Annotated in this window: 25 protein-coding genes; 14 read left to right on the forward strand and 11 right to left on the reverse strand. The window is 62.7% G+C overall.

Features of this window, described 5'->3' with window-relative positions; translation table 11 throughout:
* Positions 1 to 26: 26 nt before the first annotated feature.
* Positions 27 to 875, reverse strand: coding sequence for an SDR family oxidoreductase (locus GTP58_RS24190; RefSeq protein ID WP_161079622.1), 849 nt, complete (start codon positions 873 to 875; stop codon positions 27 to 29).
* Between the two features lie 95 nt (positions 876 to 970).
* Between GTP58_RS24190 and GTP58_RS24195 the strand changes: the two genes are divergently transcribed.
* The 8 genes from GTP58_RS24195 to GTP58_RS24230 all read left to right on the forward strand — a co-directional run bounded on the left by GTP58_RS24195 (position 971) and on the right by GTP58_RS24230 (position 10,709).
* Positions 971 to 1,393 (forward strand): helix-turn-helix domain-containing protein, encoded by a 423-nt coding sequence (locus GTP58_RS24195; RefSeq protein ID WP_161079623.1) that lies wholly within the window; start codon positions 971 to 973, stop codon positions 1,391 to 1,393.
* A gap of 70 nt (positions 1,394 to 1,463) precedes the next feature.
* Positions 1,464 to 3,662: an ATP-binding protein gene (locus GTP58_RS24200; protein WP_161079624.1), complete on the forward strand. Its 2,199-nt coding sequence runs from the start codon at positions 1,464 to 1,466 to the stop codon at positions 3,660 to 3,662.
* Between the two features lie 97 nt (positions 3,663 to 3,759).
* Complete coding sequence (locus GTP58_RS24205; protein WP_161079625.1) at positions 3,760 to 4,917, forward strand: GGDEF domain-containing protein; 1,158 nt, start codon at positions 3,760 to 3,762, stop codon at positions 4,915 to 4,917.
* A gap of 3 nt (positions 4,918 to 4,920) precedes the next feature.
* Complete coding sequence (locus GTP58_RS24210) at positions 4,921 to 5,133, forward strand: hypothetical protein (protein WP_161079626.1); 213 nt, start codon at positions 4,921 to 4,923, stop codon at positions 5,131 to 5,133.
* Positions 5,134 to 5,203: 70 nt separating this feature from the next.
* Positions 5,204 to 5,752, forward strand: a complete 549-nt coding sequence (locus tag GTP58_RS24215; protein WP_161079627.1) for a phasin family protein — start codon at positions 5,204 to 5,206, stop codon at positions 5,750 to 5,752.
* Positions 5,753 to 5,927: 175 nt separating this feature from the next.
* On the forward strand, positions 5,928 to 7,568 hold the full coding sequence (locus tag GTP58_RS24220; RefSeq protein ID WP_161079628.1) for a VRR-NUC domain-containing protein: 1,641 nt from the start codon (positions 5,928 to 5,930) through the stop codon (positions 7,566 to 7,568).
* Entirely contained in the window at positions 7,565 to 9,895 is a 2,331-nt protein-coding gene (locus GTP58_RS24225) for an ATP-dependent DNA helicase (RefSeq protein ID WP_161079629.1), read from the forward strand. Before GTP58_RS24220 ends, GTP58_RS24225 begins: the two co-directional genes overlap by 4 nt.
* A gap of 49 nt (positions 9,896 to 9,944) precedes the next feature.
* On the forward strand, positions 9,945 to 10,709 hold the full coding sequence (locus tag GTP58_RS24230; RefSeq protein ID WP_161079630.1) for an SDR family oxidoreductase: 765 nt from the start codon (positions 9,945 to 9,947) through the stop codon (positions 10,707 to 10,709).
* Positions 10,710 to 10,711: 2 nt separating this feature from the next.
* Here the strand turns inward: GTP58_RS24230 and GTP58_RS24235 are convergent, their stop codons facing one another.
* Positions 10,712 to 11,131 (reverse strand): DUF4019 domain-containing protein, encoded by a 420-nt coding sequence (locus GTP58_RS24235; RefSeq protein WP_161079631.1) that lies wholly within the window; start codon positions 11,129 to 11,131, stop codon positions 10,712 to 10,714.
* A 71-nt stretch (positions 11,132 to 11,202) separates the two neighbouring features.
* Complete coding sequence (locus GTP58_RS24240) at positions 11,203 to 11,919, reverse strand: MgtC/SapB family protein (protein ID WP_161079632.1); 717 nt, start codon at positions 11,917 to 11,919, stop codon at positions 11,203 to 11,205.
* Between the two features lie 337 nt (positions 11,920 to 12,256).
* On the opposite strand from GTP58_RS24240, the gene GTP58_RS24245 reads away from it, so the two are divergent.
* Entirely contained in the window at positions 12,257 to 13,270 is a 1,014-nt protein-coding gene (locus GTP58_RS24245; protein WP_161079633.1) for a DUF5694 domain-containing protein, read from the forward strand.
* Here GTP58_RS24245 and GTP58_RS24250 read toward each other — a convergent pair whose 3' ends face one another.
* From GTP58_RS24250 to GTP58_RS24275, 7 genes are all read right to left on the reverse strand, one after another.
* Positions 13,271 to 14,002 carry a LytTR family DNA-binding domain-containing protein gene (locus GTP58_RS24250; RefSeq protein ID WP_161079634.1) on the reverse strand — a complete coding sequence of 244 codons (732 nt, stop codon included), beginning with the start codon at positions 14,000 to 14,002 and terminating at the stop codon, positions 13,271 to 13,273.
* Between the two features lie 3 nt (positions 14,003 to 14,005).
* On the reverse strand, positions 14,006 to 15,085 hold the full coding sequence (locus GTP58_RS24255) for a sensor histidine kinase (protein WP_161079635.1): 1,080 nt from the start codon (positions 15,083 to 15,085) through the stop codon (positions 14,006 to 14,008).
* Entirely contained in the window at positions 15,085 to 15,789 is a 705-nt protein-coding gene (locus GTP58_RS24260; RefSeq protein ID WP_229215723.1) for a LiaI-LiaF-like domain-containing protein, read from the reverse strand. Before GTP58_RS24260 ends, GTP58_RS24255 begins: the two co-directional genes overlap by 1 nt.
* Positions 15,786 to 16,163: a LiaI-LiaF-like domain-containing protein gene (locus tag GTP58_RS24265; RefSeq protein WP_161079636.1), complete on the reverse strand. Its 378-nt coding sequence runs from the start codon at positions 16,161 to 16,163 to the stop codon at positions 15,786 to 15,788. The genes GTP58_RS24260 and GTP58_RS24265 overlap by 4 nt, the downstream gene beginning before the upstream one ends.
* A gap of 143 nt (positions 16,164 to 16,306) precedes the next feature.
* Complete coding sequence (locus GTP58_RS31135; protein ID WP_167544314.1) at positions 16,307 to 16,465, reverse strand: hypothetical protein; 159 nt, start codon at positions 16,463 to 16,465, stop codon at positions 16,307 to 16,309.
* 160 nt (positions 16,466 to 16,625) lie between these two features.
* Positions 16,626 to 17,507, reverse strand: coding sequence for a LysR family transcriptional regulator (locus GTP58_RS24270; protein ID WP_161079637.1), 882 nt, complete (start codon positions 17,505 to 17,507; stop codon positions 16,626 to 16,628).
* A gap of 13 nt (positions 17,508 to 17,520) precedes the next feature.
* A complete protein-coding gene (locus GTP58_RS24275) occupies positions 17,521 to 18,138 on the reverse strand; it encodes a hemolysin III family protein (protein ID WP_072786726.1) in 618 nt (205 codons plus the stop codon).
* A 274-nt stretch (positions 18,139 to 18,412) separates the two neighbouring features.
* Between GTP58_RS24275 and GTP58_RS24280 the strand changes: the two genes are divergently transcribed.
* Genes GTP58_RS24280 through GTP58_RS24295 form a run of 4 tightly spaced genes read left to right on the forward strand, consistent with a single transcriptional unit; the run spans position 18,413 to position 23,595 of the window.
* Complete coding sequence (locus GTP58_RS24280) at positions 18,413 to 18,799, forward strand: BlaI/MecI/CopY family transcriptional regulator (RefSeq protein ID WP_161079638.1); 387 nt, start codon at positions 18,413 to 18,415, stop codon at positions 18,797 to 18,799.
* Positions 18,796 to 20,352 carry a M56 family metallopeptidase gene (locus GTP58_RS24285; protein WP_161079639.1) on the forward strand — a complete coding sequence of 519 codons (1,557 nt, stop codon included), beginning with the start codon at positions 18,796 to 18,798 and terminating at the stop codon, positions 20,350 to 20,352. Before GTP58_RS24280 ends, GTP58_RS24285 begins: the two co-directional genes overlap by 4 nt.
* 4 nt (positions 20,353 to 20,356) lie before the next feature.
* Positions 20,357 to 22,474, forward strand: coding sequence for a TonB-dependent siderophore receptor (locus GTP58_RS24290; protein ID WP_161079640.1), 2,118 nt, complete (start codon positions 20,357 to 20,359; stop codon positions 22,472 to 22,474).
* A 14-nt stretch (positions 22,475 to 22,488) separates the two neighbouring features.
* On the forward strand, positions 22,489 to 23,595 hold the full coding sequence (locus GTP58_RS24295) for a patatin-like phospholipase family protein (RefSeq protein ID WP_229215724.1): 1,107 nt from the start codon (positions 22,489 to 22,491) through the stop codon (positions 23,593 to 23,595).
* A 7-nt stretch (positions 23,596 to 23,602) separates the two neighbouring features.
* Here GTP58_RS24295 and GTP58_RS31745 read toward each other — a convergent pair whose 3' ends face one another.
* Complete coding sequence (locus GTP58_RS31745; RefSeq protein WP_161079641.1) at positions 23,603 to 25,300, reverse strand: FAD-dependent oxidoreductase; 1,698 nt, start codon at positions 25,298 to 25,300, stop codon at positions 23,603 to 23,605.
* A 180-nt stretch (positions 25,301 to 25,480) separates the two neighbouring features.
* On the opposite strand from GTP58_RS31745, the gene GTP58_RS24305 reads away from it, so the two are divergent.
* Positions 25,481 to 26,422 carry a collagen-binding domain-containing protein gene (locus tag GTP58_RS24305; protein WP_161079739.1) on the forward strand — a complete coding sequence of 314 codons (942 nt, stop codon included), beginning with the start codon at positions 25,481 to 25,483 and terminating at the stop codon, positions 26,420 to 26,422.
* Positions 26,423 to 26,451: the final 29 nt, after the last annotated feature.

Below are 26,451 nucleotides of genomic sequence, written 5' to 3' on the forward strand. Positions count from 1 at the left end.
GCATTCAAGTCAGACGGCTTTTTTCATTACAGCGCCGCTTTTACAGCCGCGCTCAGCGACACGGTCGGATGACCGATCAGCTTGCCCAGCACGCCGCTGTCATCAAACAGCACGCCCTTGGCGGCCTGGGCGTCGGAATCGGCGATCAACTCGGCCAGCGGCACTGGCAATCCCAGATTCACCAGCAGATCACGGTACTCCGCTTGCGGCAGGTTGTGGAACGGGATGTCCTTGCCGCTCTGGCGCGACACCTCAGCTGCCAGTTCCGCCAGCGTGAACGCGCTATCGCCCGCCAGTTCATACACCTGCTCTACCGCACCAGACTGGGTCAGCACCACGGCCGCCGCTTCCGCATAGTCGGAACGCGCCGCCGCCGAGATGCGGCCTTCGCCCGCGCCGCCCGCCAGCGCATTGTGCGCCAACGCCGCGCCCAGGCTGCCGGTGTGGTTTTCCACATACCAGCCGTTGCGCAGCAGGGTGTAAAGCAGGCCCGAGGCGCGCACCGCGTCTTCGGTTGCACGGTGTTCCGCCGCCAGGTCCAGCGTCGAACGGTCCGCATGCAGCACGCTGGTGTAGGCCAGCAGGCCGACCTTGGCGCGGGCGGCAGCATCGATGGCGTTGCGGTGCTGCGCTACGCGGTTGCCCAGGTCACTCGACGAAATCAGCAGCACCTTGGTGGCGCCCTGGAAGGCGGCGTCCAGCGAGGCCGGATCGGTATAGTCGGCGCGGCGCACCTGCACGCCCTGCGCGGCCAGGTCAGCCGCCTTGGCTGGGTCGCGCACAGCGGCGACGATCTGCGCGGCCGGCGTGGTTTTGAGCAGGTTGGCAATCACGAGACGGCCCAGTTGGCCGGTTGCAGCGGTAACGACGATCATGTAGTTCTCCTTAAAAAAGATGGATGAGCCCATCATATAGGCTATACTTACGAAATGTAAGTACGTACATTTTGGTAAGTACCCCAGGAGCGACCATGAACCAGCCCAAGACCAGCAAGTCCCTGCGCAAAGCCATCCAGGAAGCCAATCAGGACCCACAGCGCGCCCAGGTGATGGTCGCCGATTGCCCGTCGCGCGCGGTGCTGGGCCATATCACCAGCCGCTGGGGTGTGCTGGTGCTGGTGATGCTGCTCGAACGCACCCACCGCTTCAGCGAACTGCGCCGCGCCGTCGGCGGCGTCAGCGAAAAAATGCTGGCACAGACGCTGGACGCGCTGGCCTACGACGGCATGGTGCTGCGTGTCGCCCATCAGGTTGTGCCGCCTCACGTGGAATACAGCCTCACGCCGCTGGGCCGCGCAGCGGCGGAACGGCTGGAAGTGCTGGTCGACTGGATCGAGGACAACTTCCCGCAGATCCAGCAAGCCCAGCAAGCGGCCACACTAAAGGCAGCATGACACTGGCAGTTGATGGCGAACTTGTAATACACTGGGTTCACGCCGCCTTGCGGAGCCGCACCAGCCAGACATGATGCCGCCGTTCTCATCCGATCAGCCGCAAACCATCCTGATTGCCGCCATTGCGGCATATGACGCTGGCGCGCTGCAACGCATGCTGGTGCGGCACAATTTCGAGGTGCAGGCCGTCAGCCGCGGCGACGAGGCGCTGGCCATCGCGCGCGGCGGCAACGTCGCGCTGGCACTGCTGGACGTGGCGCTGGCCGGCAGCGCCAGCCTGGAACTGTGCTCACGCTTGCAGCAAGCTAGCCAGCGGCCGCTACCCGTGTTCCTGCTGTCCGCCCACCCTGGCGACGAAGAACGCAGCCGCGCCTACGAAGCCGGCGCCGCCGCTTACCTGCCGATGAGCTTTAACGTCGACGACATGGCGGAAAAAATCCTGCTGCACCTGCACGCGATTTCGCCGGCGCCGGTGCAGGCCGGCATGCCCACCATGGCCACGCTGGAAGTCAACTACCACACCATGCTGGCCGGTTCGCCGGACGCCATCCTGCTCATGCAGCGCGGCACCAACCGCATCCTCGACGTCAACCGCCGCACGCGCCAGCTGTTCGGCATGACCGAGACCGAACTGATCCAGACCGATTTGCAATCCCTGTGCCCACCCATGCAGCCGGACGGCCAGCTGTCCGAGCACGTGCTGCTGGTCGATCTGGAACAGGTGATGTCGGGCGAAGTGCAGGTGTTCGAGCTGGAAATGCTGCACAGCTCCGGCCGCCCGCTCGCATGCGAGCTGCGCATGGTGCCGCTGACCACGCAGGAACACCGGCTGATGCATGTCCGCATCGTCGACGTCACGCCGCGCAAGCTCGCGGCCGAACTGCGCGACGGCAAGAATGCGCTGCTAGAAATGATCGCCCGCGGCGCGCCGCTGCCCGAAACGCTGGACCGCCTGGTGCGCCTCATCGAAGCCCAGCTCGAGGGCGGCCATTGCACCGTCATGCTGCTCAATCCGGACGGCGTGACGGTACAGAGCGCGGCCGGTCCGAGCATGCCGCCGGACTACATGAACGCGCTCAACGGCCTGCCCATCGGCCCCGCGGCCGGCTCCTGCGGCACGGCCATGTTCCGCAAGGAGACCGTGATTGTCAGCGACATTCTCAACAATCCGCTTTGGGCGCCGTATCGCAACGCTGCCGCCCACTACGGCTTGCGCGCCTGCTGGTCCATGCCCATCCTGCTCGACAAGGACACCGTGCTGGGCTCGTTCGCGATGTACTACAAAGACATCCGTTCGCCAAATGAGGACGACCGCCGCCTGATCCACACCGCCAGCCACCTGGCCGGTATCGCCATCGCCCGCACGCGGCGCGAAGAAGAATTGCAGCGCCACCGCGAACATCTGGAAGAGCTGGTCTCCGCCCGCACGGCGGAGCTGCAGCAGGCCAAGGAAGAAGCTGAACACATCAATGAAGAACTCACCACCGCGCTCGACAACCTGAGCATGACGCAAGAGGAACTGGTGCGGCGCGACAAGCTGGCCGCGCTGGGTTCGCTGGTGGCCGGTGTCGCCCACGAGCTCAACACACCCATCGGCAACAGCCTGACCATGGCCAGCAGCATGAGCGAACGCACGGCCGGGCTGCGGCGCGATATGGAAAGCGGCCTGCGCCGCTCGGTGCTGGAAGCCTATCTGGAGCAGGCCGCCAGCGCCGACGACGTCGTGCTGCGCAATCTGAACCGCGCCGCCGCGCTGGTGGCCAGTTTCAAGCGCATCGCCGTGGACGGCGGCAACACCCAGCGCGACCATTTCAAGCTTGGCGACGTGGTGGCCGAACTGCTGCAATCGATGCAGGGCCAGGTACGCCAGCGCGACCTGGACCTCATCGAAGACGTCGATCACTGGCTGGAAATGGATAGCTACCCCGGCCCGCTGACGCAGGCGCTGCAACACCTCATCGAAAACAGCCTCGTGCATGGTTTTGACGGCAGGCGCAGCGGCAGCATCACCCTGTCCGCGCATGACAGCGGCAACGGCGAAATCACCATCACGCTGAGCGACACCGGCGTCGGCATCCCGGCCGGCAACCTGCCCAAGATTTACGATCCCTTCTTCACCACCCGGCTGGGTTCGGGCGGTTCCGGCCTTGGTTTGTATATTACACACAACATTGTCACCGGCATGCTGGGCGGGCACATCGAGGCGGCCAGCACGCCGGGCCAAGGCAGCAGCTTCATGCTGCGCCTGCCCAAGGTCGCCCCGCTATGAGCCGGCCTCAAATTTTTTTCCGACCCGCAATTGTTGCAGTCGTATAATTGGCCGTATCAGACCGGCAAGCAGCCGGCCAATAGCGGAGACACGCGGCATGCGCTCTACACCTGTTTCGTCCAGGACAATTGAAGTAGCACCATTGCGCTGCGAATTCTGTGACGCCACCATCGAAACGGCCTTCCTGCACCACCACCTGGCCATGACGCAGGCGCAGTTGCGCGTGACCTTCCTGTTCTGCTCAGTGTTTTACCTGTGCTTCGCGCTGACCGACCTGGTCTGGCTCGGCTACGAACTCAAGACCTGCCTGCTGGTCGGCGCGCGGCTGACGGTGGCGGCCGTGGTGCTGGCCTGCCTGGCCATGCTGAAACGGCGGCCCGGCTCCATCCCGTTCACGCGCGTCGCTGCCAACATCGTGGAAGTGGCTGGCGCCGCCGGTTTCCTGCTGATCGCCGCGCTGCGGCCCAGCGAATTCTCGCTGCATGCGATCTCGATGTCGATTGTCGTCATCGTGCTCTACATCTACATCCCCAACCGGCTGCTGTACGCGGCAGCGATTTCCGCCGCCGCCACCGCGCTGTTCATCCTGCTGGCGCGCTGGCTGGGCAATATGCCCACGGTAGAACTGTCCACCATGGCGGCCCTGCTGGTGCTGTGCAACCTGTTTGGCTACGTCGCCGCGCGCCGCTACCAGCTGCTGTGGCGCGAAGAATACAGCGCCCAGATGGTGCTGAAAAACCTGTCGGTGCGCGACCCGCTGACCGGCTGCTACAACCGCCGCCACCTGCACGACCGGCTGCTGGAAACGGAGATTTCGCGCGCCCAGCGCTACCGGCTCAGCCTGACCGTCATCATGTGCGACCTCGACCACTTCAAGGCCGTCAACGACACCTATGGCCACTACGGCGGCGACGCCGTGCTGCAGCACTTTGCCGGCCTGCTGCAATCAATGACGCGCGACAGCATCGACAGCGTGGTGCGCTACGGCGGCGAGGAATTCCTGCTGATCCTGCCGGAAACCGACCTGGCCGGCGGCGAACTGCTGGCCGAGCGCCTGCGCCAGGGCTTTGCTGCCCACCCGGTCGAACATGAAGGCCAGCGCATCGCCGTCACCGCCAGTTTTGGCGTCGCCAGCGTCGACTTTGCGACCTCCACCCATGCGGCGCACGTCAATATGATCGCAGCCGCCGACGATTTGTTGTACGCTGCGAAAAACAGCGGCCGCAATCGCGTCTGCGCCAAACAACTGGTTTAAGGTATGAACAAACACACACTCAAGCTCGCCGCGTTACTGGCACTGGCCATCTGCTGCGGCGCACTGTCCGCCAAACCGGCGCCGTGGTGGCGCTGGAACAGCAAGATCGACCCGGCGTCCACCGCCTGCGCGCAAACCTCGCCAGGAGAAGGCTGGGAACGTGGCTACGGGCCGTATCAAGATGCCCGTTGCGAGAAATTACTTGTTACTAGATAATAAACTCACAAGAACACGGTTGAACCGGAATCGCTGCGCGCTGCATCCCACATCACTATGAGGAGACTGTATGTTTACGAATCCCGAGCAATTTGCCAACGTCACCAAAGCGCTGTTTGAATTTCAGCTGGAAACGTTCAACACCCTGACCAGTAAAACCGTGCAAGGCGTGGAACAAGTGATTGCGCTCAACCTGGCGACGGCCAAATCGCATCTGGAAGACGGCCTCGCGGCCGGCAAGGAAATCAGCCAGGCCAGCGATCCCAAGGCCGCCCTCCAGGCCGCCGCCGACAAGATCCAGCCCGGCGTCGCAGGCGCTGCAGCCTACCACCAGCAACTGGGCGACATCATTGCCGAGATCCGCGAAGAATTCACCCGCGCGGCCGACGCCCATATGACCGAAGCCAAGAACAACCTGAGCGCGCTGATCCACGACGTCACCAAAAACGTCCGTCCCGGCTCGGAAAACGCCGTCCAGATCGTCAAAACCGCGATCGACAACGCCTTCACCGGCTACGAACAGGTCACCAAGGCCACCAAGCAAGCGGTACAGGCCGTAGAAAGCGAAATCGCCAAAGCCAACGCCATCGTCACCCCAGCCCCTCCGGCGAAAAAATAACCCCTAAATCCGGGGTCAGTTCTTGCAATCCAACACGCGCTCTGCCGTAATGATTTCTACGGCAGAGCCCGTGTTGGATTGCAAGAACTGACCCCGGATTTTTTGCTGGGCTAGCGGGGCCGAATGCGGTACACTGTACATAAATACAGTTAATCGCTCGTTCGCCCCCGCTACAATGATCAAGGTGCTTGAAAATCCATTCTATTATCTGGAGAATTTTCACCAGGTATTGGCATGGATAGCGGAACGCTACGACGATCTGCTCAACGCCGAAGAACGTCACTTCCTTTCGGTGTTCCCGTCCCTGCCGCAGGCTTCGCGCGCCCTGTTCGTCCGCATGGTGATGCGTAAGGGAACGCTGTTCCGCGCCAGCAAACTGGTGTACGCGGAAATCGGCAGCACCCACGAGGCGGCCCGTCCGCTGGCCGAGCTGGGCTTGATCGAGGAAGATCCCGCACTCGCGCTGGATGAGCTGTTCGAGCTGCTGCAAAAGCCGGAGATCATGAAGGTCTTCCAGCTCACGCCGCATGTCCGGCATCTGCGCAAGGCCGACCAGCTGGAGGCGCTGCGCGGGCAGTATGACGGCGAACACCGCTTCTCCGGCTGGTACGCCAATTCCGGCGATCACGCTTACCGCAACCGTACGCAGGAACTGTGCGACCGCCTGCGCCTGGTCTTCTTCGGCAATTACCATCAGGACTGGACCGAATTCGTGCTGTCCGACCTCGGTATTTATCAGTACGAAAAAGTGGCGTTCTCGGCCGCCGCGCGCGGCTTCCGCAGCCGCCGCGATATCGATGACTTTCTCGCCATCCATCACTGCCACGAGCGCTTTGCCGACGGCGAAGAACCAGCCGCCGTGATCCGTGATCTGCCGCCCTGCGCGGACGACAATGAATGGCTGCGCAGCCGCCGCAACAAGCTGCTGTTCACCATCGCCCAGCATGTCGAGAAGCTGGCCGACTGGCCGGCCGCCTACGCGCTCTACGCCGATTGCGACTATCCCGGCGCCCGCGCCCGCGCCATCCGCGTGCTGGAAAAAGACGCGCAGCCGCGCGCGGCGTTCGACCTGCTGCAAACCGCCATGCAGGCGCCGGAAAGCGCGGCCGAACGCCAGCAGCTGCTGCGCATGGCGCCGCGCCTCGCACGCAAGCTGGGCCACGCCAAGCCGCCCGCAGTGGCCATGGCGCAGGCCGAGCGCATTGATCTGAGCCTGCCGCCGCCGGAAGAAGCCAGCTACGTCGAATTCGTCGTGCGCGACCACCTGACGCGCGAGGACGCACCGGTCTACTACGTCGAAAACGCGCTGATTAATTCGCTGTTTGGCCTGCTGTGCTGGGACGCCGTGTTCTCGCCAATACCGGGCGCGTTCTTCCACCCCTACCATCGCGGCCCGGCCGATTTGCACAGCGCGGATTTCCAGCGCCGCCGCGCGCAGCAGTTTGCCGAGGCGCTGTCGCAGCTCGATGGCGAACAATACCGCGCCACCATCCGCGCCAATTACGCCGCCAAGTGCGGCATCCAGTCGCCGTTCCTGTACTGGGAGGCGATCGATGAAGCGTTGCTGGATCTGGCGCTGGACTGCATCCCCGCCGTCCACCTGAAGCGCGCTTTCGAGCGCATCCTGCTGGACATCAAATCCAACCGCAGCGGCTTCCCCGACCTGATTCAGTTCTGGCCGGCCGAACGCCGTTACAACATGATCGAAGTAAAAGGCCCAGGCGACCGTCTGCAGGACAACCAGCTGCGCTGGATCGAATACTGCGCCGCTCACCAGATGCCGATTTCGGTCTGCTACCTGCAGTGGGCGGCATGACGCAGCCGGCCCGCTACACCGTCGCCGTGCGCGCGCTGTGCGAGTTCACCGCCAAGACCGGCGACCTCGATCTGCGCTTCACGCCCTCGCCCACCGCACAGGAAGGCATCGCCGGCCATGCCGTCGTCGCCTCGCGCCGCGATGACGACTACCAGACCGAGATCCCGCTGTCCGGCGACTGCGGCCCGCTGCATGTGCGCGGCCGCGCCGACGGTTACGACGTCCGCAGCAATCGCCTGGAAGAAGTCAAAACCTACCGCGGCGATTTGAAGAAGATGCCGGACAACCAGCGCGTGCTGCACTGGGCGCAGGTCAAGATCTACGGCCACCTGCTGTGCCAGGACCAGGGCCTGTCGAAGATCCGCCTCGCGCTGGTCTACTTCGACATCGGCAGCCAGAAGGAAACCGTGCTGCATGAAGACCATACGGCGGCCGGCCTGCAAGACTACTTCGAACAGCAATGCGGCCTGTTCCTGCAATGGGCCGGACAGGAAATGGCGCACCGCGCGGAACGTGACCTGCAGCTGAAAGCCATGCGCTTCCCCTACGGCGATTTCCGCCCAGGCCAGCGCCAGCTTGCGGAAGCCATGTACCGCGCCAGCAATCGCGGCGTGTGCCTGCTGGCGCAAGCGCCGACCGGTATCGGCAAATCCGTCGGCAGCCTGTTCCCGATGCTGAAAGCCAGCGCCGAGCATGACGTCGACAAGATCTTCTTCCTGGCGGCGAAGACCTCGGGCCGGCAGATGGCGCTGGATGCGGTTGACATCATCCGCGAAGGCGCACCGCTGCTGCCTTTGCGTACGCTGGAACTGGCGGCCAAAAGCACCGCCTGCGTCAATCCGGACAAGGCCTGCCATGGCGAATCCTGTCCGCTGGCACAAGGCTTCTACGACCGCCTGCCGGCTGCGCGCCAGTCCGCACTGGACATCATGGCGCCATCAGAAAGCGGCGGCGCACCGCCGTCGCTGGACCGCGAGACGCTGAAAGCCATCGCCCTCGCCCACAACGTCTGTCCGTATTATCTGAGCAGCGAGATGGCGCGCTGGTGCGACATCGTGATTGGCGATTACAACTACTACTTCGACATCAGCGCCATGCTGCATAGCCTGACGCAGCTCAACGACTGGAAGGTCAACGTGCTGGTGGATGAGGCGCACAACATGGTGTCCCGCGCGCGCAAGATGTACTCCGCCGACATGGAGCATGACAACCTGCGCCTGCTGCGCAAGGTCGTGCCGGACGAACTGAAAAAACCGCTGGACCGCGTGCACAAGCAGTGGAACCAGCTGGAGAAAGACCAGGCCGCCGAATACCAGTCCTACACGGCGCTGCCGGAAAAATTCATGGGCGCGCTGCAAACGGCAGCGACGGCGATTTCCGATTACATGGTCGATCATCCAGGCTACGTTGAACCGGACCTGCAAAGCTTCTACTTCAACGCGCTGATGTTCGCGCGCCTGGCGGAGAGTTTTGGTGACCATGCGCTGTTCGACATCGAGAAGCTGCAAGGTGCGCGCGCCAGCAATAGCAACTCCACCCTGTGCATCCGCAATATCGTGCCGGCGCCGTACCTGAAGCCGCGCTTTGAAAGCACACGCACCACGGCGCTGTTCTCGGCCACGCTCAGCCCATGGAACTACTTCGGCGACATGCTCGGCATGCCGGAAACCACGGCCTGGGTGGATGTGGAATCGCCATTTGTGGCGGAGCAGTTGTCGGTGCAGGTGGCGTCGCACATCTCAACGCGCTATCAGCACCGGCAGCAGTCGCTGCGCCCGATCGCGGAGCTGATGGGCAAGCAGTATCGCAGCCAGCGCGGCAACTACCTGGCTTTCTTCAGCAGCTTTGACTACATGGAGAAAGCCGCCAACCAGTTCGCCGAACTGTATCCCGAGGTGCCGGTATGGCGCCAGTCGCGCCGCATGGACGAGGCGGAGCGCGCCCAGTTCCTCGACCGCTTCACGCTGGACAGCGAAGGCATCGGCTTTGCCGTGCTGGGTGGCTCGTTTGGCGAAGGCGTGGACCTGCCGGGCGCACGCCTGATCGGCGCGTTTGTGGCGACGCTGGGCCTACCGCAAATCAATCCCGTCAACGAGCAGATACGCCAGCGCATGGAGACGACTTTCGGCGCGGGCTACGACTACACCTACACTTACCCGGGCATGCAGAAGGTGGTGCAGGCGGCGGGCCGTGTGATCCGCACGCAAACCGATCGCGGCACCGTCTATCTCATCGACGACCGTTTCGGCCGTCCGGAAATCCAGCAGCTGATGCCGCGCTGGTGGCGCATCGGGATTCAGGCGCAAGATACAGATATCCCCGTTTAGTGCTGGACCTTATCGTGGCGCCTGACCCAACACGATAAGGAGATCAGACATGAAACAGTTAGCGGGCAAAGTCGCCATCGTCACTGGCGCCAGTTCCGGCATCGGCTATCACACCGCGCGCCTGTTTGCGCAACATGGCGCCAAGCTGGTGGTCACGGCCCGGCGTATCGAAGAACTCAACATCCTGGTGGAGCAGATCCGGCAGGAAGACGGCGTGGCCATCGCGGTAGCCGGTGACATCCGCAACGAGCAGCTGGCCCAGAGGCTGGTGCAAACGGCCGAGGAGCGCTTTGGCGGTCTGGATATCGCATTCAACAACGCCGGCACGATGGGGCCATCAGGCCCGGTTCAGGACACGGACCTGCGCGACTGGAACGATACCCTGGCCATCAACCTGACCAGTGCCTTCCTCGGTGCGAAATACCAGATACCGGCAATGGCCGCGCGTGGCGGTGGCTCCATCATCTTCACGTCCACGTTTGTCGGCTACACGGTGGGCATGCCGGGCATGGGGGCTTACGCGGCCAGCAAGGCAGGCATGATCGGCCTGACGCAGGTGATTGCGGCGGAATGCGGCCGCCAGGGCATACGCGCTAACGCCCTGCTCCCGGGCGGTACCGATACGCCAATGGGCCGCGCCGCCACCGCAGCGCCGGAAGCGCGCCAGTTCGTCGAGAACCTGCACGCGCTTAAGCGCATGGCAGAACCGCAGGAGATTGCGCAGTCCGCGCTGTACCTGGCGTCCGACGCCTCCAGCTTTGTGACTGGCACCGCGCTGCTGGTGGACGGCGGCGTGTCGATCAACCGCACCTAGTCCTAGTTGAGGAAGTAGCCCGTCACGCGCCAGACGCCGTCCGCGCCTTTCATCGGCGTCACTGTCTCGACGGCGGCGGGCTTCTTCGAAAACTGCGTTTTATATTGGATCACGACGTATTGGCCAGCCGGCGCACCGGGCAAGTTCTCTGTGTATGCTGCGGAAGCCAGGACCCGCTGTTCCATTTTCCCGACCGGCGTGCGAACCGACACTGCTGCCTTTTCCCAGTCCGGCTTGGTCACTGCGGACTTGAACGGCTGCGCCGCCTGCTCCCACGTCGCCGCATACTGGCTTGAATCGACCAGCGCCAGCCAGTTCTGTGCTGCCTGCTTTGCCTTTTCAATCGCGTCGGCATCGGCCGGCGCGGCAAAAGAGGTGGTCGCGGATAAGGCCAGAACAGCAGATGCGATGAACTTTTGCATGACAATGATCTCCTTGGTAATCAGCCAAGCATATCATCCTGAGCGTCCGGAAAAATCCGCGCATTGTCACGCTACTCGCTGGTGCTCGGACTCCAGAATACCTGCTTCACCGCCGGCTTGACGGCCAGGTTGCGTATCAGGGCGTCGAGTTCATCGCCATCCACGGAAGTCGCGGCAAGCGTCGCTTCAATCTCCACGTCCTCCTGTCCGAACGCGTGGATTTCGAGATCGCGCGCCGGATAGTTGGCGCGCTCCAGTTCCGCTTCAAGCAGCGCCAGCACCTGCTTCTGCTGCGCGCGTTCGGCGATGACATACACGGTGTTGGTGACCTCGGCCGACTCCACATCCAGCGGCTTGCGGTTGATGGTGTTGACGATGGGGCGCAGCAGCGTATTCGCCGCCAGCACAAACACGGTGGCCAGCATCGCTTCCAGTATCAGGTCCGCGCCTGCCGCCGCGCCGACGGCCGCAGAGCCCCACAAGGTGGCGGCTGTATTCAGGCCGCGCACATTGCCTTCTTCGCGCATGATGGCGCCAGCGCCCAGGAAGCCGATTCCTGACACCACGTAAGCCACGACATGCACGGCCGCCTCGCGGCCATTGAGACGATTCGCCATATCGACAAACACCGCCGCGCCGACGGCCACCAGCACGTTGGTGCGCAGGCCGGCGGTACGCTGCCGGTACTGGCGCTCAAAGCCGATCACACCGCCCAGAATAAAGGCGGCGGTCAGGCTGATCAGCGTATCGAGAAAGGAATCCAGGTTGATGTTTTGCAGTACTGCCATATTTTTCTCCTCAAGCCATCCGCGAACGGAGGCCGCCACCAAACGCGGTGGCAAAACGAATTACATGGGAAGCAGCTACAACGGCCAGCATCAGGCCGCAGATACCACTACCCGCCGGACAGGCGAGGTAGCGGCGCAATGGGAGACGCGGTTACCTTGCCTGTGGTTGGTCGATGAAAGATCGACTACTGGAACTGTCCACAGGAAGAACTCCTAAATTGAAAACTCGCGGATTGTACCATCGTCCATGCGATCACAGACAACATGAACGAAACGATTGAGAGGTCTCCGATGTTTTCGTACACTGTCAATCTCATCATCAAGGAGGGCAGTCGGCATGAAGAAATGGGCAGTATGGATGTTGTTGGCCGTTCCATTTGCAGCGCAGGCGCGGCTTGATTTGACGACGCTGGACAAAAACATGGCCGGTCCCCGTTCCAAGGTTCTGGTGCTGGGCACCATGCACTTGAATTCCATGCCGGCCGGCTTTAATCCCGCCGTCCTTGATCGTGTACTGGACCGGCTGGCCGCCTATCAACCCGACATCATCACCATTGAGGCGCTGCCCGGCGAAGAGTGCGATCTCGCCGCGCGCCAGCCGGCAAAATATGGTGCTGACTATTGCCCGCCAACTGACACTGCCGCCATCGCGGAGATGAACAGGATGTTCAAGACCTGGCCGTCGCAGCCGTCGCCGGACCAGCGGCGACATCTGGCAGCGGTGATGTTGGCAGCGAACGAGCCTGCATCGGCGTATGTGCAATGGCTGCAACTGCCGGAAGCCGAACGCAAGACCGGCGACGGTCTGACGCCAGCACTGATCGACAAGCTGAAAGAAATCAGCGTGCGCAATAACGAGGACTACCAGATCGCCGCCCGTCTGGCCGCGCGCCTTGGCCTGCAGCGCGTCCACCCGGTAGACAATCACACCGGAGACAATATCAGCCTGCCTGACGAAAAGGCCTTTGGCAAATCCATTGAAGCCGCATGGGCATCTGACCGCGCAGCGCTGAACCAACGCGAGAAGCAGGAAGCCGTCCTGCGCCAGTCGACAGACTATCTGCCGCTCTACCGCTATCTCAACGAGCCTGAAAGCCTGCGCATTTACGCCGAGGCCAACATCGTCCCCGCGCTGCGCGCCAAATCGGCCGAGGGTTATCCGCAGATCTGGGTCGCGGGCTGGGAGGTGCGCAATCTGCGCATGGTGGCCAACATCCGCGAAACCTTCCGTGAAAAGCCTGGCGCCCGCGTGCTGTCCATCGTCGGTCTGTCGCACAAGCCATGGTTCGACAGCCTGCTGGGGCAGATGCAGGGCGTGGACATGGTGGATGCCGCGGCCATCCTCAAGTAACTATTGGATCACCGCGCGGATTTTCTGGTAGCCGCTGCGGCTGATCGGTACACGGCTGGCGTCCTTGAGGATGGCGACATAGCTATCCTTGGTCGCCTGTTCGATGCGGTCAACAAAGGCGATGTTGACGATCCATGAGCGGTGAATGCGCAGGAACTGCTCCGGGTCCAGCTGCTCCTCCAGCTCCGTCATGCGCTGGTTCTTGAGGTAGGACTTGCCTTCGGAACGGATCTGCACATAGTCGTCCTGCGCTTCCACATGCTCGATCTTGTCGGCGTTGATGACGTGGACTTTGGCGCCGTCGCGTATCAGCACCCGGCCCAGCGGCTTGTTGCGGCCGGTGGCCTCGCGCACCATCTGCTCGATGGCGCCATCGTTCTTGCCCATGTTGGCGCGCGCATGCGCCAGCGCCTGGTCGAAGCGCTGCTGGCTGAAAGGTTTGAGCAGGTAATCCAGCGCGTGAAATTCAAAGGCCTTGATCGCGTACTGGTCAAACGCCGTCGCAAAGATGTAGCGCGTTTTGCTGCCCGCCAGCTCGGCCACCTCAAAGCCGTCCAGCTTGGGCATCTGTATGTCCAGGAACACCAGATCCGGCGACAGCTCGGTAATCGCCTTCACCGCCTCGAAGCCATTGGCGCATTCGGCCACCACCTCCACATCCGCATGCTCGGACAGATACTCGCGTACCACACCGCGCGCCAGCATTTCATCGTCCACAATGATGATACGCATACCCTATTCCCCCTGTTCGCTTGTTTGCGCGGGCATTGTGATGTCCACGCCAAAGCTGTTTTCATGCCGGCCCCACTGGATGCCGGCTTCGTGTTTATACGCGCCAGATAAACGCTGGCGCACGTTGGTCAGTCCGATGCCATGACCTTCGCTGCGCAGCGACGACATGTCCTCGTCCACCGGATTGGCCACGCGGATGTTGAGTATCGATCCCGCACGGTGTGCGCTGATCGTGATGGTGCCGCCCTCCGGCATATTGCAGATGCCATGCTTGACCGCGTTCTCCACCAGCGGCTGGATAATCATCGGCGGCACCAGGCATTCCGCAGCCCCCGCGCCCATCAGCTCCACCACCTGCAGCCGCTCGCCAAAGCGCACCTGCTCGATCGCCAGGAAGTGCCGTATCAGCACCATCTCCTCACCCAGCGTGACTTTCTTGTGCGCTTCCATGCCCAGGCTCTGGCGGAAGAAGCTGGCCAGTTCCAGCGTCATGCGCCGCGCTGCCTTGGGGTCCTGCGACGTCAGCGCGCTGATCGAGTTCAGGCTGTTGAACAGGAAGTGCGGATCGATCTGGGTGCGCAGCATGCGCAATTCAGCTTCCTGCGCCATCAGCAGCGACTCCAGCTCGCGTTGCTCCGCGCCCTTGGCCCGCACAAATTCGATCACCAGATAATGCAGCGCCGCCGCAAAGCCATACAGCAAAGTCCCCAGACCGACGAGCAGCAGGGACAGCTGCGAGGTGAACGCGATCCCGGCCCAGCTTACGCCCGGCAGCAGGCACAGGCTGTTCCACAAGCTGCCGATCAGCAGCCACAGGAACCCGGACACCAGCGCCGCCACGGTCAGCACCAGCGTAATCGATGCCGCGCGCCGGCTGCCCAGCGGGTAGGCCCGGCACAGATAATAGGCCGAGTAGCCCGACTCGAACGCATACACCAGGTTCATGGGGATCGCGAACAGCAAGGCATTGACCAGCGGCGTGCCGCTGGCTACCGAGATCACCCCGCCCAATGCACAGCCCAGAAACAGCCACACCAGCAGGTAGGTAATCAGTCCCTGCCGGGTGGAGGAAATCTCCTGCATCAGTTGCGCACTTCCAGGCCGCCCATGATGACGTAGCCGCGCAGGATCAGACGCTTGCCGGACGCGCTGGGCGGTACAGTCTTTTCTTCAAAGCCGCCCATGATAGGCGTACCGTCGATCACCACGTTCCAGTCCACCGGCACCTTGATGGTAATGCCGCCAAACATGGAAAACACGGTCAGTACAGCATCGCCGTTGATCGAGGACTGGCGCAGGTCCAGGTCGCAGCCGCCCATGATGGTGGTGATTTCACCGCCACGAAAATCCGGCGTCGTCACCCGGCGTTTGTAGCCGCCCATGATGGCCGTGACGTTGACGACGGAGTCGTCCCCGGCCTTCTCCAGCGACATGCCATCCTTTTCCATCGCGCTGCGGTTGATGCTGGACTTGTAGACCACGGCCACACCGGCGGCAATCATCAATACCGGCCACAGGGTGCGCCAGTCGACGTCCAGAATGCCCGTCTGCTTGAGCAGCACCACACAGCCAGCGGCGATCAGCACGCCGCCAATCACCATGCCGGACTGGGTACGGGTCTGCATCACTTTCAGGATACCGGCGCCGATCAGCACCATCGGTACCAGGTGCATGCGGAAGTTCAGGTCCACCCAGCCCAGGTTATCCAGCAAGAACAGCAAGCCGATACCTATGACGAACAGGCCGATGGCCATTTGCGTGGCGGGAGTACGGTCGCGCGGTTTCATGCTTGCTCCTTGATCGATGCGAAGATATTGTCCAGCAAAGGCCGCAACAGCATGCCGATGCCCCAGGCGACCAGCAGCGCCGGCCAGGTCTGGCCGAAGCCCAGACCCCAGATATGGTTAAAGGATACGTACCACCAGCCGGCGAAGAAGATCTCCCACAGGCCGTTGGTGAAATGGCGCGGGGTGGTGGGTGGAATAATTTTGGTGAGGCCGCTGATGACGACCAGCCACGGCCAGTAGCGCCAGAAGTGTGCCGGATTCAGGTCCAGGTCCAGCATGTCGGTCTGCACCAGCAGGATGATGCTGCCAACGGCAATCATTGCCAGGCCCCAGACTAACTGCTTGCGCCAGCGGTATGCGGTTTCGACGTCCATGTTATTTATCCCCCGTGTTTGTATGAATATAACAATACCGGGGAATGCTGGAAGGCGAAACCGCTATTCGGCGAACGGCGGAAAAGGCTCGGTGAACAGCGAAAAAAAACTCACGCTGTCGGCCAGGTGAGTTTTTGGGGCGGTCAGTTGCGGCCGTTGCCGACTTTCTGCTCAAAGGCCATCAGGCCCCAGCCAAGCTGGCGGCGAATTTCTTCCGGGGTTGGCGGCGGCTTGATCTCCTGCGCACGGCGTTCGAGATAAGCCCGTACCAGGTGCTTGGAAGGATGCGTAGTCTGCGTCATGATGACCTCCATGTGGCGGCAACATCGTTATTCTGGTGCCGATACTTGAGGCTATCGGCTGACCTGCTACCGGGCGAATCTGCGAATCTGCTCCAGGTACGCAAGGCCAGTGTAACGCCGTACAGCCGACTACTCTGTACGGGTCCGCACACTACGCCGCTCAGAGTTTTTGCTGTAAAAAATCGAGGAAGCAGCTGATCCGCTGGGCCAGCTGGGTATTGCGGTAGTAGACCGCGTGGATCTGCTGGCGATAGCCGGTGTAGTCCGCTTCCAGCACCTTGACCAGACGGCCCGCTTCGATGTCGTCGCGCGTCATGAAGTCGGCCAGGCAGACGATGCCCTGTCCGGCCAGTGCCAGCTGGCGCAGCGTTTCGCCGCTGGAGGCGGAAACAGTCGGCGTCACGGTCAGGCTATTGCCGGCAGCATGGCGCAGCGGCCACTGGTTGCCCAGCTCGTACTGGACAAAACCCAGCAACGCGTGCCGGGACAGTTCTTCCGGCGTCTGCGGCGTACCGTGCTGCGCCAGATAGGCCGGGCTGGCCAGCACGTACAGCGGGCTGGAACTCAACGCCCGCGCATGCAGCGTGGAGTCGGTCAGCGCGCCGATGCGGATGGCGATGTCGGTACGATGTTCAATCAGGTCGGCGATCTGGTCGTTGCTGCTTAACTCCAGACGGATTTCCGGGTACATGGCGCGGAATTCGGCCACGTGCGGCACCACGCAATGCAGCATGAACGGCGACGCTGCGTCCACGCACAGGCGGCCGGCCGGCTTCTGGCGGCGAATGCGGATCGTCTCTTCGGCTTCCTCCATCGCCCCGAGAATGGCGCGTGCGCGCTCCAGGAACAGATGGCCCTCTTCGGTCAGCTCCATGCGGCGCGTGGTACGCGTCAGCAGCGAGGTGGCCAGCTTATCCTCCAGCCGGGACAGCGCGCGGCTGACGCCGGACGTGGTCTGCCCCAGGTGCACCGAAGCAGCGCTCAGCGTGCCGCTATCGATGACAGTGATGAAGGTCTTTAAATCGTCGGAATTGATATCCACGGGTGTTCCATCCTTACGCCACGTACAGCAGCACCGCGCCGAAATGGCATGCGCTGCCGCCCAGTACAAACAAATGCCACACGCCGTGGCCGTAACGCCATTTGTGGTCGGTGACAAAGAAGGCTATGCCGAGGGTATAAACCAATCCGCCAACTGCCAGCCACATAAAGCCATTCCAGCCCAGCGCGTCGATCAGCGGGCTGGCGCCGATCACGCCGACCCAGCCCATCGCCACGTAAATCAGCAGCGACAGCACGCGTGCGCCCTTGGCGAACAGCAGCTCTTGCAGGATGCCGATGATTGCCAGGCCCCACACCACGCCAAACAGCGTCCAGCCCCAGGGACCACGCAGGCTGACCAGCGTGAACGGGGTGTAGCTGCCGGCGATGAGCAGGTAGATGGCGCAATAGTCCATCTGCCGCAGCACATCTTTGGCACGTCCACGCAAGCTGTGATACAGCGTGGACGTCAGGTACAGGGCAAGCAGCGTCGCGGCGTAAATACTGAAGCTGACAACCTTCCAGGCATCGCCGCTGCGGGCAGCCAGGACAATCAACAGCGTGCCACCGATGGCGGCCAAAGCCGCGCCTACGGTATGCGTGATGCTGTTAAAGCGCTCTCCGTAATACATATTCGACTTTCAATGCAGTGTGGCTGCGGCTGGGATAGCTGCGGCCTCTGGCATTGTATAGTGCCTTGCCTGTTCTCGCCGCCGGTTTCATCCCGATACCTGCGCCGTAGTACCTGTGGTCCTGCTACGCACGACCGTGCTTTATTGCTAATTAGCAAAAAATTCATCATAACATATTTAAAATTAATGCAAAGCAATGTTACAAATAGAGATATCTTGCTTGACTAGCATGCGACCAATGTCGCAAAATGATCCTGTTAGTCGCAAAAAAGGTATGGATATGTCGAACCCGATTCCGTCGGTCAGTGAGCTGACCTTGTTGAAAGTGCTGTGGAAGCAGCAACCGCTGAGCGCGCGCGAAATTCACGATGCCGCCGCCGGGGAGCTGGACTGGTCGTTTTCATCCACGCGCAAGACGCTGGACCGCATGCTGGACAAGCAGATGGTCAGCCTGCAAGTGGTACACGGCATCAATGTGTACAGCGCGCAGCTGGAAAAAGTCGGTACGCTGGCCGCTTTCGCCCATGATTTCGGACGCCGCGTGATGGAGATGGAGGTGCCGCTGCCAGTCACCATGTTCACCGGCAGCAAGCTGGTCGACCAGCAGGAGCTGGTCCAGCTGGAGCAAATACTGCAAGACTGGCCTGACGACGAAGCATGATGACGCTGCTGTCCATCAAGTGGCTGTTTGCCTGCGCCGGCTCACTGGCCGCCGGCCTGCTGGTGCGGCTGATACTGAGCGGCGCCGCACGCCGCTGGCCTGCATTGCACACGCGGCGCGCGGTCTGGCTTGCCGCGCAAGGCGTGGTCGCCATCGCCGCCCTGCTGCCCTTCCTGCCGCGCAGCGCGCCGTTCAGCGTGGCGCCACCTATCATCCTCGACGCACCGGCGCCGAATGCACCTGCAGCAGCGCAGGCGGCTGACATGGCCACTGCCTCCAGCGCCGCGCCAAATGACGCGCCGGCGTCCTCGGCGCAGGCGCTTGGCGCCGTCACGTCTTCACTCGCTGTTCGCGCGCTGCCGCACATGGCCACACTGTGGCTGCTGCTTTACGACGTTGGCCTGCTGTGGTCCCTCGCCAAGCGGCTGCGCGGTCGCCGTGTATGGCGCCGATTGCTGGCCGCTGCCCGGCCACTCTCGCCGGGCCAACTGCAAACGCACGCCGCCTTCACGTCCGCACAACGGCGCGACATCGCGGCCGGCGGCCTGACGGTGATGTACACCGAAGCCGCAGTCTCGCCCATGCTGATCGGCGTGCGAAAACCGCGCCTGCTGCTGCCCGCTCATATGAACACCCTCACGCTCGAGCAGCAGCAAATGATCGTCGCCCACGAACTCCAGCACTGGCGCGCGCACGATCCCTTCTGCCTGGCCATCGCCTCCGCGCTGCAGACAATTTTCTGGTTCAATCCCATACTGCGCTGGATGGCCAGACAGATGGAATGGGCGCTGGAGCTGAATTGCGACCAGCAAGTCCTCAACGGCCGCCCGCAACACCAACGCAAGCAATACGCCCAGGCCCTGCTCCAGCAATGGACCGCCATGGCGCCGCTGGGCGTGGCCGCGTTCAACGGCGCCACCATCACGGCGCGTATCCGCCATATGCAGAAAGAGGGTCTGCCAGCGCTAAGCAGCGCGGCCGCCTGGCTGATCGCCTCCATCTTCATGGCGATGCTGATGGCAGGCGCATGGCTGCAACCAGCGCTGGCCTACACCGTGCCAACGCCCGTCGCCCCCATCACCGCAGCGACCACCAGGCCCGCCGACGAACCATGGCGCGCACCGGTAGATAAAGTCCGCGTCACCAGCTTCTTTGGCGTGATGCGCAGCGTCCTGCCCACTCCGCACAAGGGCATCGATTTCGCCGCCGCCAAAGGCACGCCGGTTCAGGCCACCGCCAGCGGCACAGTCATTGAAGCTGGCGCCATCAGAGAGAATGAAGGCCGCTACGGCATCGGCGTCATCATCGATCACGGCGGCCAGCAGTCGCTGTACGCGCACCTGGACAGCGTGTCAGTCCGTCCCGGCCAGCACGTCACGGCAGGACAACTCATCGGCAAATCCGGCGCCAGCGGGTTCGCCAGCGGCCCGCACCTGCACCTGGAAGTGCGCGCCAACGGCCACCTCGTCGATCCCGCGTCCAGACTCGCCAACCTGGATGCCTACGCCACGCCGCGCGCACTCAATATCCGTCGTCAGCAACTGAAGGAATAACCCTATGCCGCACCACCGCATCACCAGCAGCTTGCTGCTGGCGGTCTCCGCTTGCGCCTACGCTTCGGAAACGCCAGCGCCACAAGAGGTTCAGATCACCGCAAAACGCGATGACCAGCGCCAGCGCGAGACTACCACCAGCATCGTCATCAACCATGCGGACATCGTGCGCCAGGGCGATCAGGCGCTGGCCGATGTGCTCAAGCGCCTGCCGGGTGTCAGCGTAGTCGGTAACGCCATCCAGATGCGCGGCCTGGGCAACGGCTACACGCAGATACTGCTCAACGGCGAGCCTGTCGCGGCGGGCTTCTCGCTGGATGCCATTGCCCCCGAAACCATCGAGCGCATTGAAATCCTGCGCGGCGCCACGGCGGAATCAAGCAACCAGGCCGTCGCTGGCGCCATCAATATCATCCTGAAAAAGACGGCCAAAGCCGGCCAGCGCTCCGTCACCGCCAGCGTCGCACGCCAGCATGGCGTCAACACGCCGTCGCTGAGTACCCAGCTATCCGACCAGGACGACAACTTCTCTTACAGCCTGGCCGCTACCCTGACACGCAAGCGCAGCGAGAAGCCGTTCACCGACTGGCAGGAGCAACGCGACATTAACGGCAACCTCACCCTGCGGCGCCGCACGGAGCAGGTCGAATCCGGCCGCACCGATGCCCTCACGCTGACGCCGCAGCTGAACTGGAAGCTGGCCGATGGCGACTCGCTCAGCTGGCAAAGCTTCGTCTATGTGCGCCGCGTCGATAACGTCAACAGCGCCGACGAAACGGCGCTGCTGGGTGAACATAGCGAATATCCGCGTAACGTCTCCAACTTCATCGCCAACTTCGTCATGCTGCGCAGCGACGTCAATTGGACACACCAACTGGACAACGGCGCTAGGCTGGAAATGAAGCTGGGCGCCGCCACCAATCGCCGCAGCGGCATCTTTGATTTTCACGGCATGGACAGCGACGGCAAGCCGCTAGGCCGCCATCACGTCGATTCCGGGCCGACCGAAAACACCGTCACGAGCACTGGCACCTACCGCCATCCCGTCGGCGAACAGCACGCGATTGCGCTGGGCTGGGACGCCAGCCACGGTGTGCGCAAGGAAGACCGCAACGAAACGCTGTTCGCGGCGGACGATCAAACGATAGGCGCCAACAACGCCGACTACAGCGCGACCGTCAAGCGCCTGGCCCTGTTTGCACAGGACGAATGGCAGATCACCAAACGTTATTCGCTCTACCTCGGCCTGCGCCATGAACGGCTGGATACCACCAGCCGCGCCATCGCCAGCAACGCGCCGGATGCGCTGCACAGCACCTCCGCCGTCTGGAGCCCTTCACTGCAATCGCGCTACGAGCTGCCAAACAAGGACGTGCTGCGGCTGGCCCTCAGCCGCACCTACAAGGCGCAGCCACTGGTCAAGCTGGTGCCGCGCCGCTACACCAACGACAATAACAACAACCAGACCAACCCGGACGAACAAGGCAATCCCTACCTGCGCCCGGAACTGGCCTGGGGTCTGGATGCGGCCTACGAACATTACCTCGGCGAGGGCGCACTGCTCAGCGTCAGCACCTATCTGCGCCGCATCCGCGACGTCACGCAGACCCGCCTGTTCAAGCAGGACGGCATCTGGGTCGAAGAACCGTTCAACGATGGCAACGCCAGCGCGCACGGCATCGAACTGGAAGCCAAACTGCGCATCACATCCGCGCTGGACCTGCGCGCCAACCTGGCGCGCAACTGGTCTCGTGTCGAGCATGTGCCCGGCCCGGACAATCGGCTGGAATCGCAAACGCCAGGCACCGCCAACCTCGGCATCGACTATCGCTGGCCGCAATGGACTGCCGGCGGCAATCTGAACTACCAGGCTGGCGGGCCGGCACGGCAATCGCGTGAAGTACTGAGCAGCACACCGTTCGTGCGGGCGCTGGATGTGTACGCGCTGTGGAAGGTCGACAACAGGACGCAGCTGCGCTTCTCGGCCAACAATTTGCTGCACCAGCCCACCGTGGAGCCGCACAGCTATACCGACGTGACAGGCCTCACCGGCGCGACCTACCGTACCACCACCACGCCGACCCAGACCACCTTGCGCATCATGCTTGAACGGCAGCTGTGATATGGTTGCGTCCTATGACGCAAGAATCGTATAAACCGTATAAACGTTGCATGGTAATGGGTGGTGGCGGATTCCGCTTCGGCATCTACATCGGCATGTATGCCGCGCTGCGGCAGGCCGGCAAGGCGCCGGATGTGCTGCTGGCCAGCTGCGGCGGTGCCATTGCCGCAGCCATCATCCACAATCTGCCCGATCCCGATGAACAGCGCGCCTGGCTATCGTCCCAGGCCATGTACACATTCTGGTGCAGCCTGCGCTCCACCGAGAACGCCGTGCTGCTGGGCAGCCTGCTGCGTGCGGCAAAGCGCAAGTTTTCCAGCGCCAGCGCGCCGGTGATTCCCGACCTGTTCAGCGATTATCTGTTCGACATTCCGCCGCAACTGCCGTTTCCGGCCGCCAGCGGCGCACCGGCAGTGGATGTCGCCATCATCGGCGGCAAGCTGCTGTTCGATGAACAGGACGTCGGCAAGCCGCGCGGCCAGCGCAAGCTGTATGCGGAGACGGTGTTCTGCAACGAGCGCGCGGCCGCGGCGCTCAAGGACATGGATTCGCCGCTGCATGCGCCGCGCTGGGGCGACCATGCCGTCGCCCGCGAGCTGCTGCTCGACACCAGCGTACCGGTCACGGATGCGGCGCGCATCTCCATCGCCGATATGATCTACTTCCGCTGCGCGAATTATCGCGGGCAGGAATACATCGGCGGCGTGCTGGATCTGTTCCCGGTCGAAATCGCCCGCCAGCTCGGCAGCGAAGTGGTGATGGAGTTCAAGGAAGCCTTCGACCAGGTGTTTGCGATTCCCGCCTGGCGCGCGGTGCTGGGGGTGGATGGCAACGCGCGCCTGCGCTACGCCAACACGCACCTGGCCGACATGCGTATCGATTCTTCCGACGTCTCGGTGGTGCTGGAGAAGCAGCAGCTGCAGCAGAAGCTGGAATGGCTGCGCAACCGCATCGAGCTGCGCATGCCGCCCAGCTACGAGATCTTCGTCCAGCACATGACGGACCAGTGGCAGTACGGCTACGCGCGCGCACAGGAGGCGCTTGGCCGGCCGCCGCGCCAGCAGCCGCCGATCCGCCGCGCCAACCGTCACAGCAAGCCGCTGCGCAGCATCGAGCCTTGAGTGGCGATCAGCTGAAATCCGACGCCAGCGCCTGATGCAGAGAGGCGACTGCGGCCGAGCCCTCGCCCACCGCCGCAGCGACGCGCTTCACCGAGCCGCTACGCACATCGCCGACAGCGAAGATGCGCGGGCGGCTGGTTTCGAGGAAGTGGCGCGGCCGTTCCAGTGGCCAGCGTCCTTCCGGCACATCCGGCCCGGTCAGCACGAAGTTTTTGTCGTCCAGCGTCACGCAGTCGCCCAGCCAGGCGGTGCTGGGTTCAGCGCCAAGGAACAGGAACAAATGGCGTGCCGGCGCCTCACGCGGTTCGCCGCCCTGACTTTGCCAGCAGATGCTTTCCAGCCGGTCGTTGCCGCGCAGTTCAACGATCTGTTTGTGCGTATGCAGCGTGATCCTGGTCGAAGCCTCGATGCGCTGGATCAGATAGCGCGACATGCTGGCCGCCAGGCCGCCCGAGCGCACCACAATGTGCACATGTTTGGCGTGCGCGGACAGGAACACTGCCGCCTGTCCGGCCGAATTGCCGCCGCCGACCACCACCACCTCTTCATTCGCGCAGAAGTTCGCTTCCATGAACGAGGCGCTGTAGTACACGCCGCGCCCTTCAAAGCGCTCCAGTCCCGGAATATTCGGCTTGCGGTAGCGCGCGCCGCTGGCAATCACAATCGAACGCGCGCGCAGCTTTTCGCCGCTATCGATCTGGATATCGTACTCGGGGCTGTCGCAATTGACGGCGCTGACCTTGACCGGTACCGCCACCTCGGCGCCAAACTTGCGCGCCTGCGACAGGCCGCGGCCAGCCAGCGCCTGGCCTGATACGCCAGTCGGGAAACCGAAATAGTTTTCGATCTTGGAGCTGGCGCCGGCCTGGCCGCCGGGCGCCTTCGCATCCAGCACGGCCACCGTCAAGCCTTCCGAGGCCGCATACACGGCGGCCGCCAGCCCGGCAGGGCCGGCGCCCACTACCACCACATCAAACAGGCGGCCATCGATGCCGTCCGGGCTGATGCCGATGCCGTCCGCCAGTTCACGCAGCGTTGGCTGGCGCAGCACCGCGCCGCTCAAGGTCACCACGGCCGGCACATCGTCGGGCGTGACGCCGAAGCGTGCCATCAGCGCGTGCGCTTCGGCGTCGCCGGTATCGGTGTCGAAGTAGGCGGCGGGCTGGCCGTTACGGTTGAGGAAATGGCGCAGGATCAGCGTCTGTTGCGAATCGCGCGCGCCAAACACCACCACGCCGCCGGTCTGGTCGGACATATAGGCCACACGGCGCAGGATGTAGGCGCGCATGATGGTTTCGCTGAGCGCCGCTTCCGAAATCACCAGCGTTCGCAGCGATTCTTCGCTAATCACGATGAGTTCACTGTCGGCCACCACGCGCGCGGTGGCGACGGCCGCGCGGCCGGCCAGCGATCCCATCTCGCCCGTGAACATGCCGGGACCGTGAGTGCCAAGTATGGTCGAGCCCAGCGCCGAACCGCGTTCGACCTCGATGGAACCGGAAATAATCACGTACATCGCGATATGGCGGTCGCCCTGGCGGAACAGCACCTGGCCGGCAGCAAAACGCTGGCGCTCGCCGTAGCGCATCAGGATATCGAACTGGTCTTCGCTGAGCGTGGGAAAAATCTGGTGGCGGCGGTTGCCAATGTCGGATGATGCCAAATGAGGGGCCGTGATATGCCCTGCCCCGGTTTTCTGTTCCATGCCATGTCCTCGCGGTTATCGGATCCATCATAGCGCGGTTTGCGCGCCTGCGTGATCGTTGCATCGCAGCAAGAAAGTGATGCAATAAACACACTTTACATTTCAAAGTGACAATCTTCGTTTCTTTTTGGGTTAGAATGACTTCCGGTCACCTTTCTTACTCCCAGACACTTTCAAACCATGCGTATACTGAAAACCTTTGCTGTGGGCGCCGTGGCAACGTTTGCCGCCGCCTCCGCCCCTGCCGCCACGCTGACGGCCAGCCAGATCCTGACGCAGTTCAATAGCGTAGTGTCGGGCAACTTCTCCACCGCCCACGACGTGGAAGGCCGCCTGGTCGCCAATAATCTGGTGAAGGGTGCGACGTTCTACAACAACCCAAGCAACACGCCATCGGCCTTTTCAGCAGTGAACGCAATTAACATTGGCGCCAATGGCGGTGGCAACATCAACAATGGCGGCAGCGTCAACTATGTCACCAGCAATGCCGGTTCGTTCAACCTGAACGGCAGCGGCGGCAGCATCAAGCATGGCGTGCCGACCTTCAGCATGGCCGACTTCACCACGCCGCTGAATGCGCTGGAGTCGCAGCTGGCCGGTCTGTCCAATACCAATGGCACGCTGAACGCGGCGGATCCCAACAACTTCACCTTCAACCTGACGGGCAACGCCAGCAGCACCTCGGTGTTCAACCTGACCACCAGCCAGCTGGGCTCGGCCGCCAATATCAATTTCAGCGGCACCGCCAGCACCGTCGTCATCAACGTGCGCTACAACGGCACGGTGGGCGCGCAAGGCCAGAAGGAATTCAGCATCAACGGCAACTTCAACGACAACTCCCATCTGGGGACCCATATCATCTGGAACTTTGTCGATACCACGCAGGTGAATTTCCGTGGCTGGTATGGCACTGTGCTGGCTGGCACCTCGACGGTCACCAACACCTCGGCCATGAATGGTTTCCTGTACGCCGCCAACTTTGTGGGCGATGGCGAACTGCATGACCGCGTGTTCGCCGGCACCCTGCCAGCCGCACCGGTACCGGAGCCGGCCACCTGGGGCATGATGGCAGTGGGTCTGGCGGGCCTGGCGCTGGCGCGCCGTCGCCAGTCCGGCCGCTAAGAGTTCAGTCCTTCAAAGAAAAGCGGAGC

Origin of the sequence: Duganella sp. CY15W, assembly GCF_009857555.1 — a bacterium.
Lineage (GTDB): Bacteria > Pseudomonadota > Gammaproteobacteria > Burkholderiales > Burkholderiaceae_D > Rugamonas > Rugamonas sacchari.

Excerpts from the sequence above, each read along its gene's own strand:
- GTP58_RS24205 (WP_161079625.1), top strand. The coding sequence starts at position 3,760 with ATGCGCTCTACACCTGTTTCGTCCAGGACAATTGAAGTAGCACCATTG.
- GTP58_RS24225 (WP_161079629.1), top strand. The coding sequence starts at position 7,565 with ATGACGCAGCCGGCCCGCTACACCGTCGCCGTGCGCGCGCTGTGCGAG.
- GTP58_RS24195 (WP_161079623.1), top strand. The coding sequence starts at position 971 with ATGAACCAGCCCAAGACCAGCAAGTCCCTGCGCAAAGCCATCCAGGAA.
- GTP58_RS24190 (WP_161079622.1), bottom strand. The coding sequence starts at position 875 with ATGATCGTCGTTACCGCTGCAACCGGCCAACTGGGCCGTCTCGTGATT.
- GTP58_RS24220 (WP_161079628.1), top strand. The coding sequence starts at position 5,928 with ATGATCAAGGTGCTTGAAAATCCATTCTATTATCTGGAGAATTTTCAC.
- GTP58_RS24280 (WP_161079638.1), top strand. The coding sequence starts at position 18,413 with ATGGATATGTCGAACCCGATTCCGTCGGTCAGTGAGCTGACCTTGTTG.
- GTP58_RS24305 (WP_161079739.1), top strand. The coding sequence starts at position 25,481 with ATGCGTATACTGAAAACCTTTGCTGTGGGCGCCGTGGCAACGTTTGCC.
- GTP58_RS24260 (WP_229215723.1), bottom strand. The coding sequence starts at position 15,789 with ATGAAACCGCGCGACCGTACTCCCGCCACGCAAATGGCCATCGGCCTG.
- GTP58_RS24235 (WP_161079631.1), bottom strand. The coding sequence starts at position 11,131 with ATGCAAAAGTTCATCGCATCTGCTGTTCTGGCCTTATCCGCGACCACC.
- GTP58_RS24255 (WP_161079635.1), bottom strand. The coding sequence starts at position 15,085 with ATGCAGGAGATTTCCTCCACCCGGCAGGGACTGATTACCTACCTGCTG.
- GTP58_RS24290 (WP_161079640.1), top strand. The coding sequence starts at position 20,357 with ATGCCGCACCACCGCATCACCAGCAGCTTGCTGCTGGCGGTCTCCGCT.
- GTP58_RS24240 (WP_161079632.1), bottom strand. The coding sequence starts at position 11,919 with ATGGCAGTACTGCAAAACATCAACCTGGATTCCTTTCTCGATACGCTG.
- GTP58_RS24200 (WP_161079624.1), top strand. The coding sequence starts at position 1,464 with ATGATGCCGCCGTTCTCATCCGATCAGCCGCAAACCATCCTGATTGCC.
- GTP58_RS24215 (WP_161079627.1), top strand. The coding sequence starts at position 5,204 with ATGTTTACGAATCCCGAGCAATTTGCCAACGTCACCAAAGCGCTGTTT.
- GTP58_RS24245 (WP_161079633.1), top strand. The coding sequence starts at position 12,257 with ATGAAGAAATGGGCAGTATGGATGTTGTTGGCCGTTCCATTTGCAGCG.
- GTP58_RS24250 (WP_161079634.1), bottom strand. The coding sequence starts at position 14,002 with ATGCGTATCATCATTGTGGACGATGAAATGCTGGCGCGCGGTGTGGTA.
- GTP58_RS24230 (WP_161079630.1), top strand. The coding sequence starts at position 9,945 with ATGAAACAGTTAGCGGGCAAAGTCGCCATCGTCACTGGCGCCAGTTCC.
- GTP58_RS24295 (WP_229215724.1), top strand. The coding sequence starts at position 22,489 with ATGACGCAAGAATCGTATAAACCGTATAAACGTTGCATGGTAATGGGT.
- GTP58_RS31745 (WP_161079641.1), bottom strand. The coding sequence starts at position 25,300 with ATGGAACAGAAAACCGGGGCAGGGCATATCACGGCCCCTCATTTGGCA.
- GTP58_RS24265 (WP_161079636.1), bottom strand. The coding sequence starts at position 16,163 with ATGGACGTCGAAACCGCATACCGCTGGCGCAAGCAGTTAGTCTGGGGC.
- GTP58_RS24285 (WP_161079639.1), top strand. The coding sequence starts at position 18,796 with ATGATGACGCTGCTGTCCATCAAGTGGCTGTTTGCCTGCGCCGGCTCA.
- GTP58_RS31135 (WP_167544314.1), bottom strand. The coding sequence starts at position 16,465 with ATGACGCAGACTACGCATCCTTCCAAGCACCTGGTACGGGCTTATCTC.
- GTP58_RS24275 (WP_072786726.1), bottom strand. The coding sequence starts at position 18,138 with ATGTATTACGGAGAGCGCTTTAACAGCATCACGCATACCGTAGGCGCG.
- GTP58_RS24210 (WP_161079626.1), top strand. The coding sequence starts at position 4,921 with ATGAACAAACACACACTCAAGCTCGCCGCGTTACTGGCACTGGCCATC.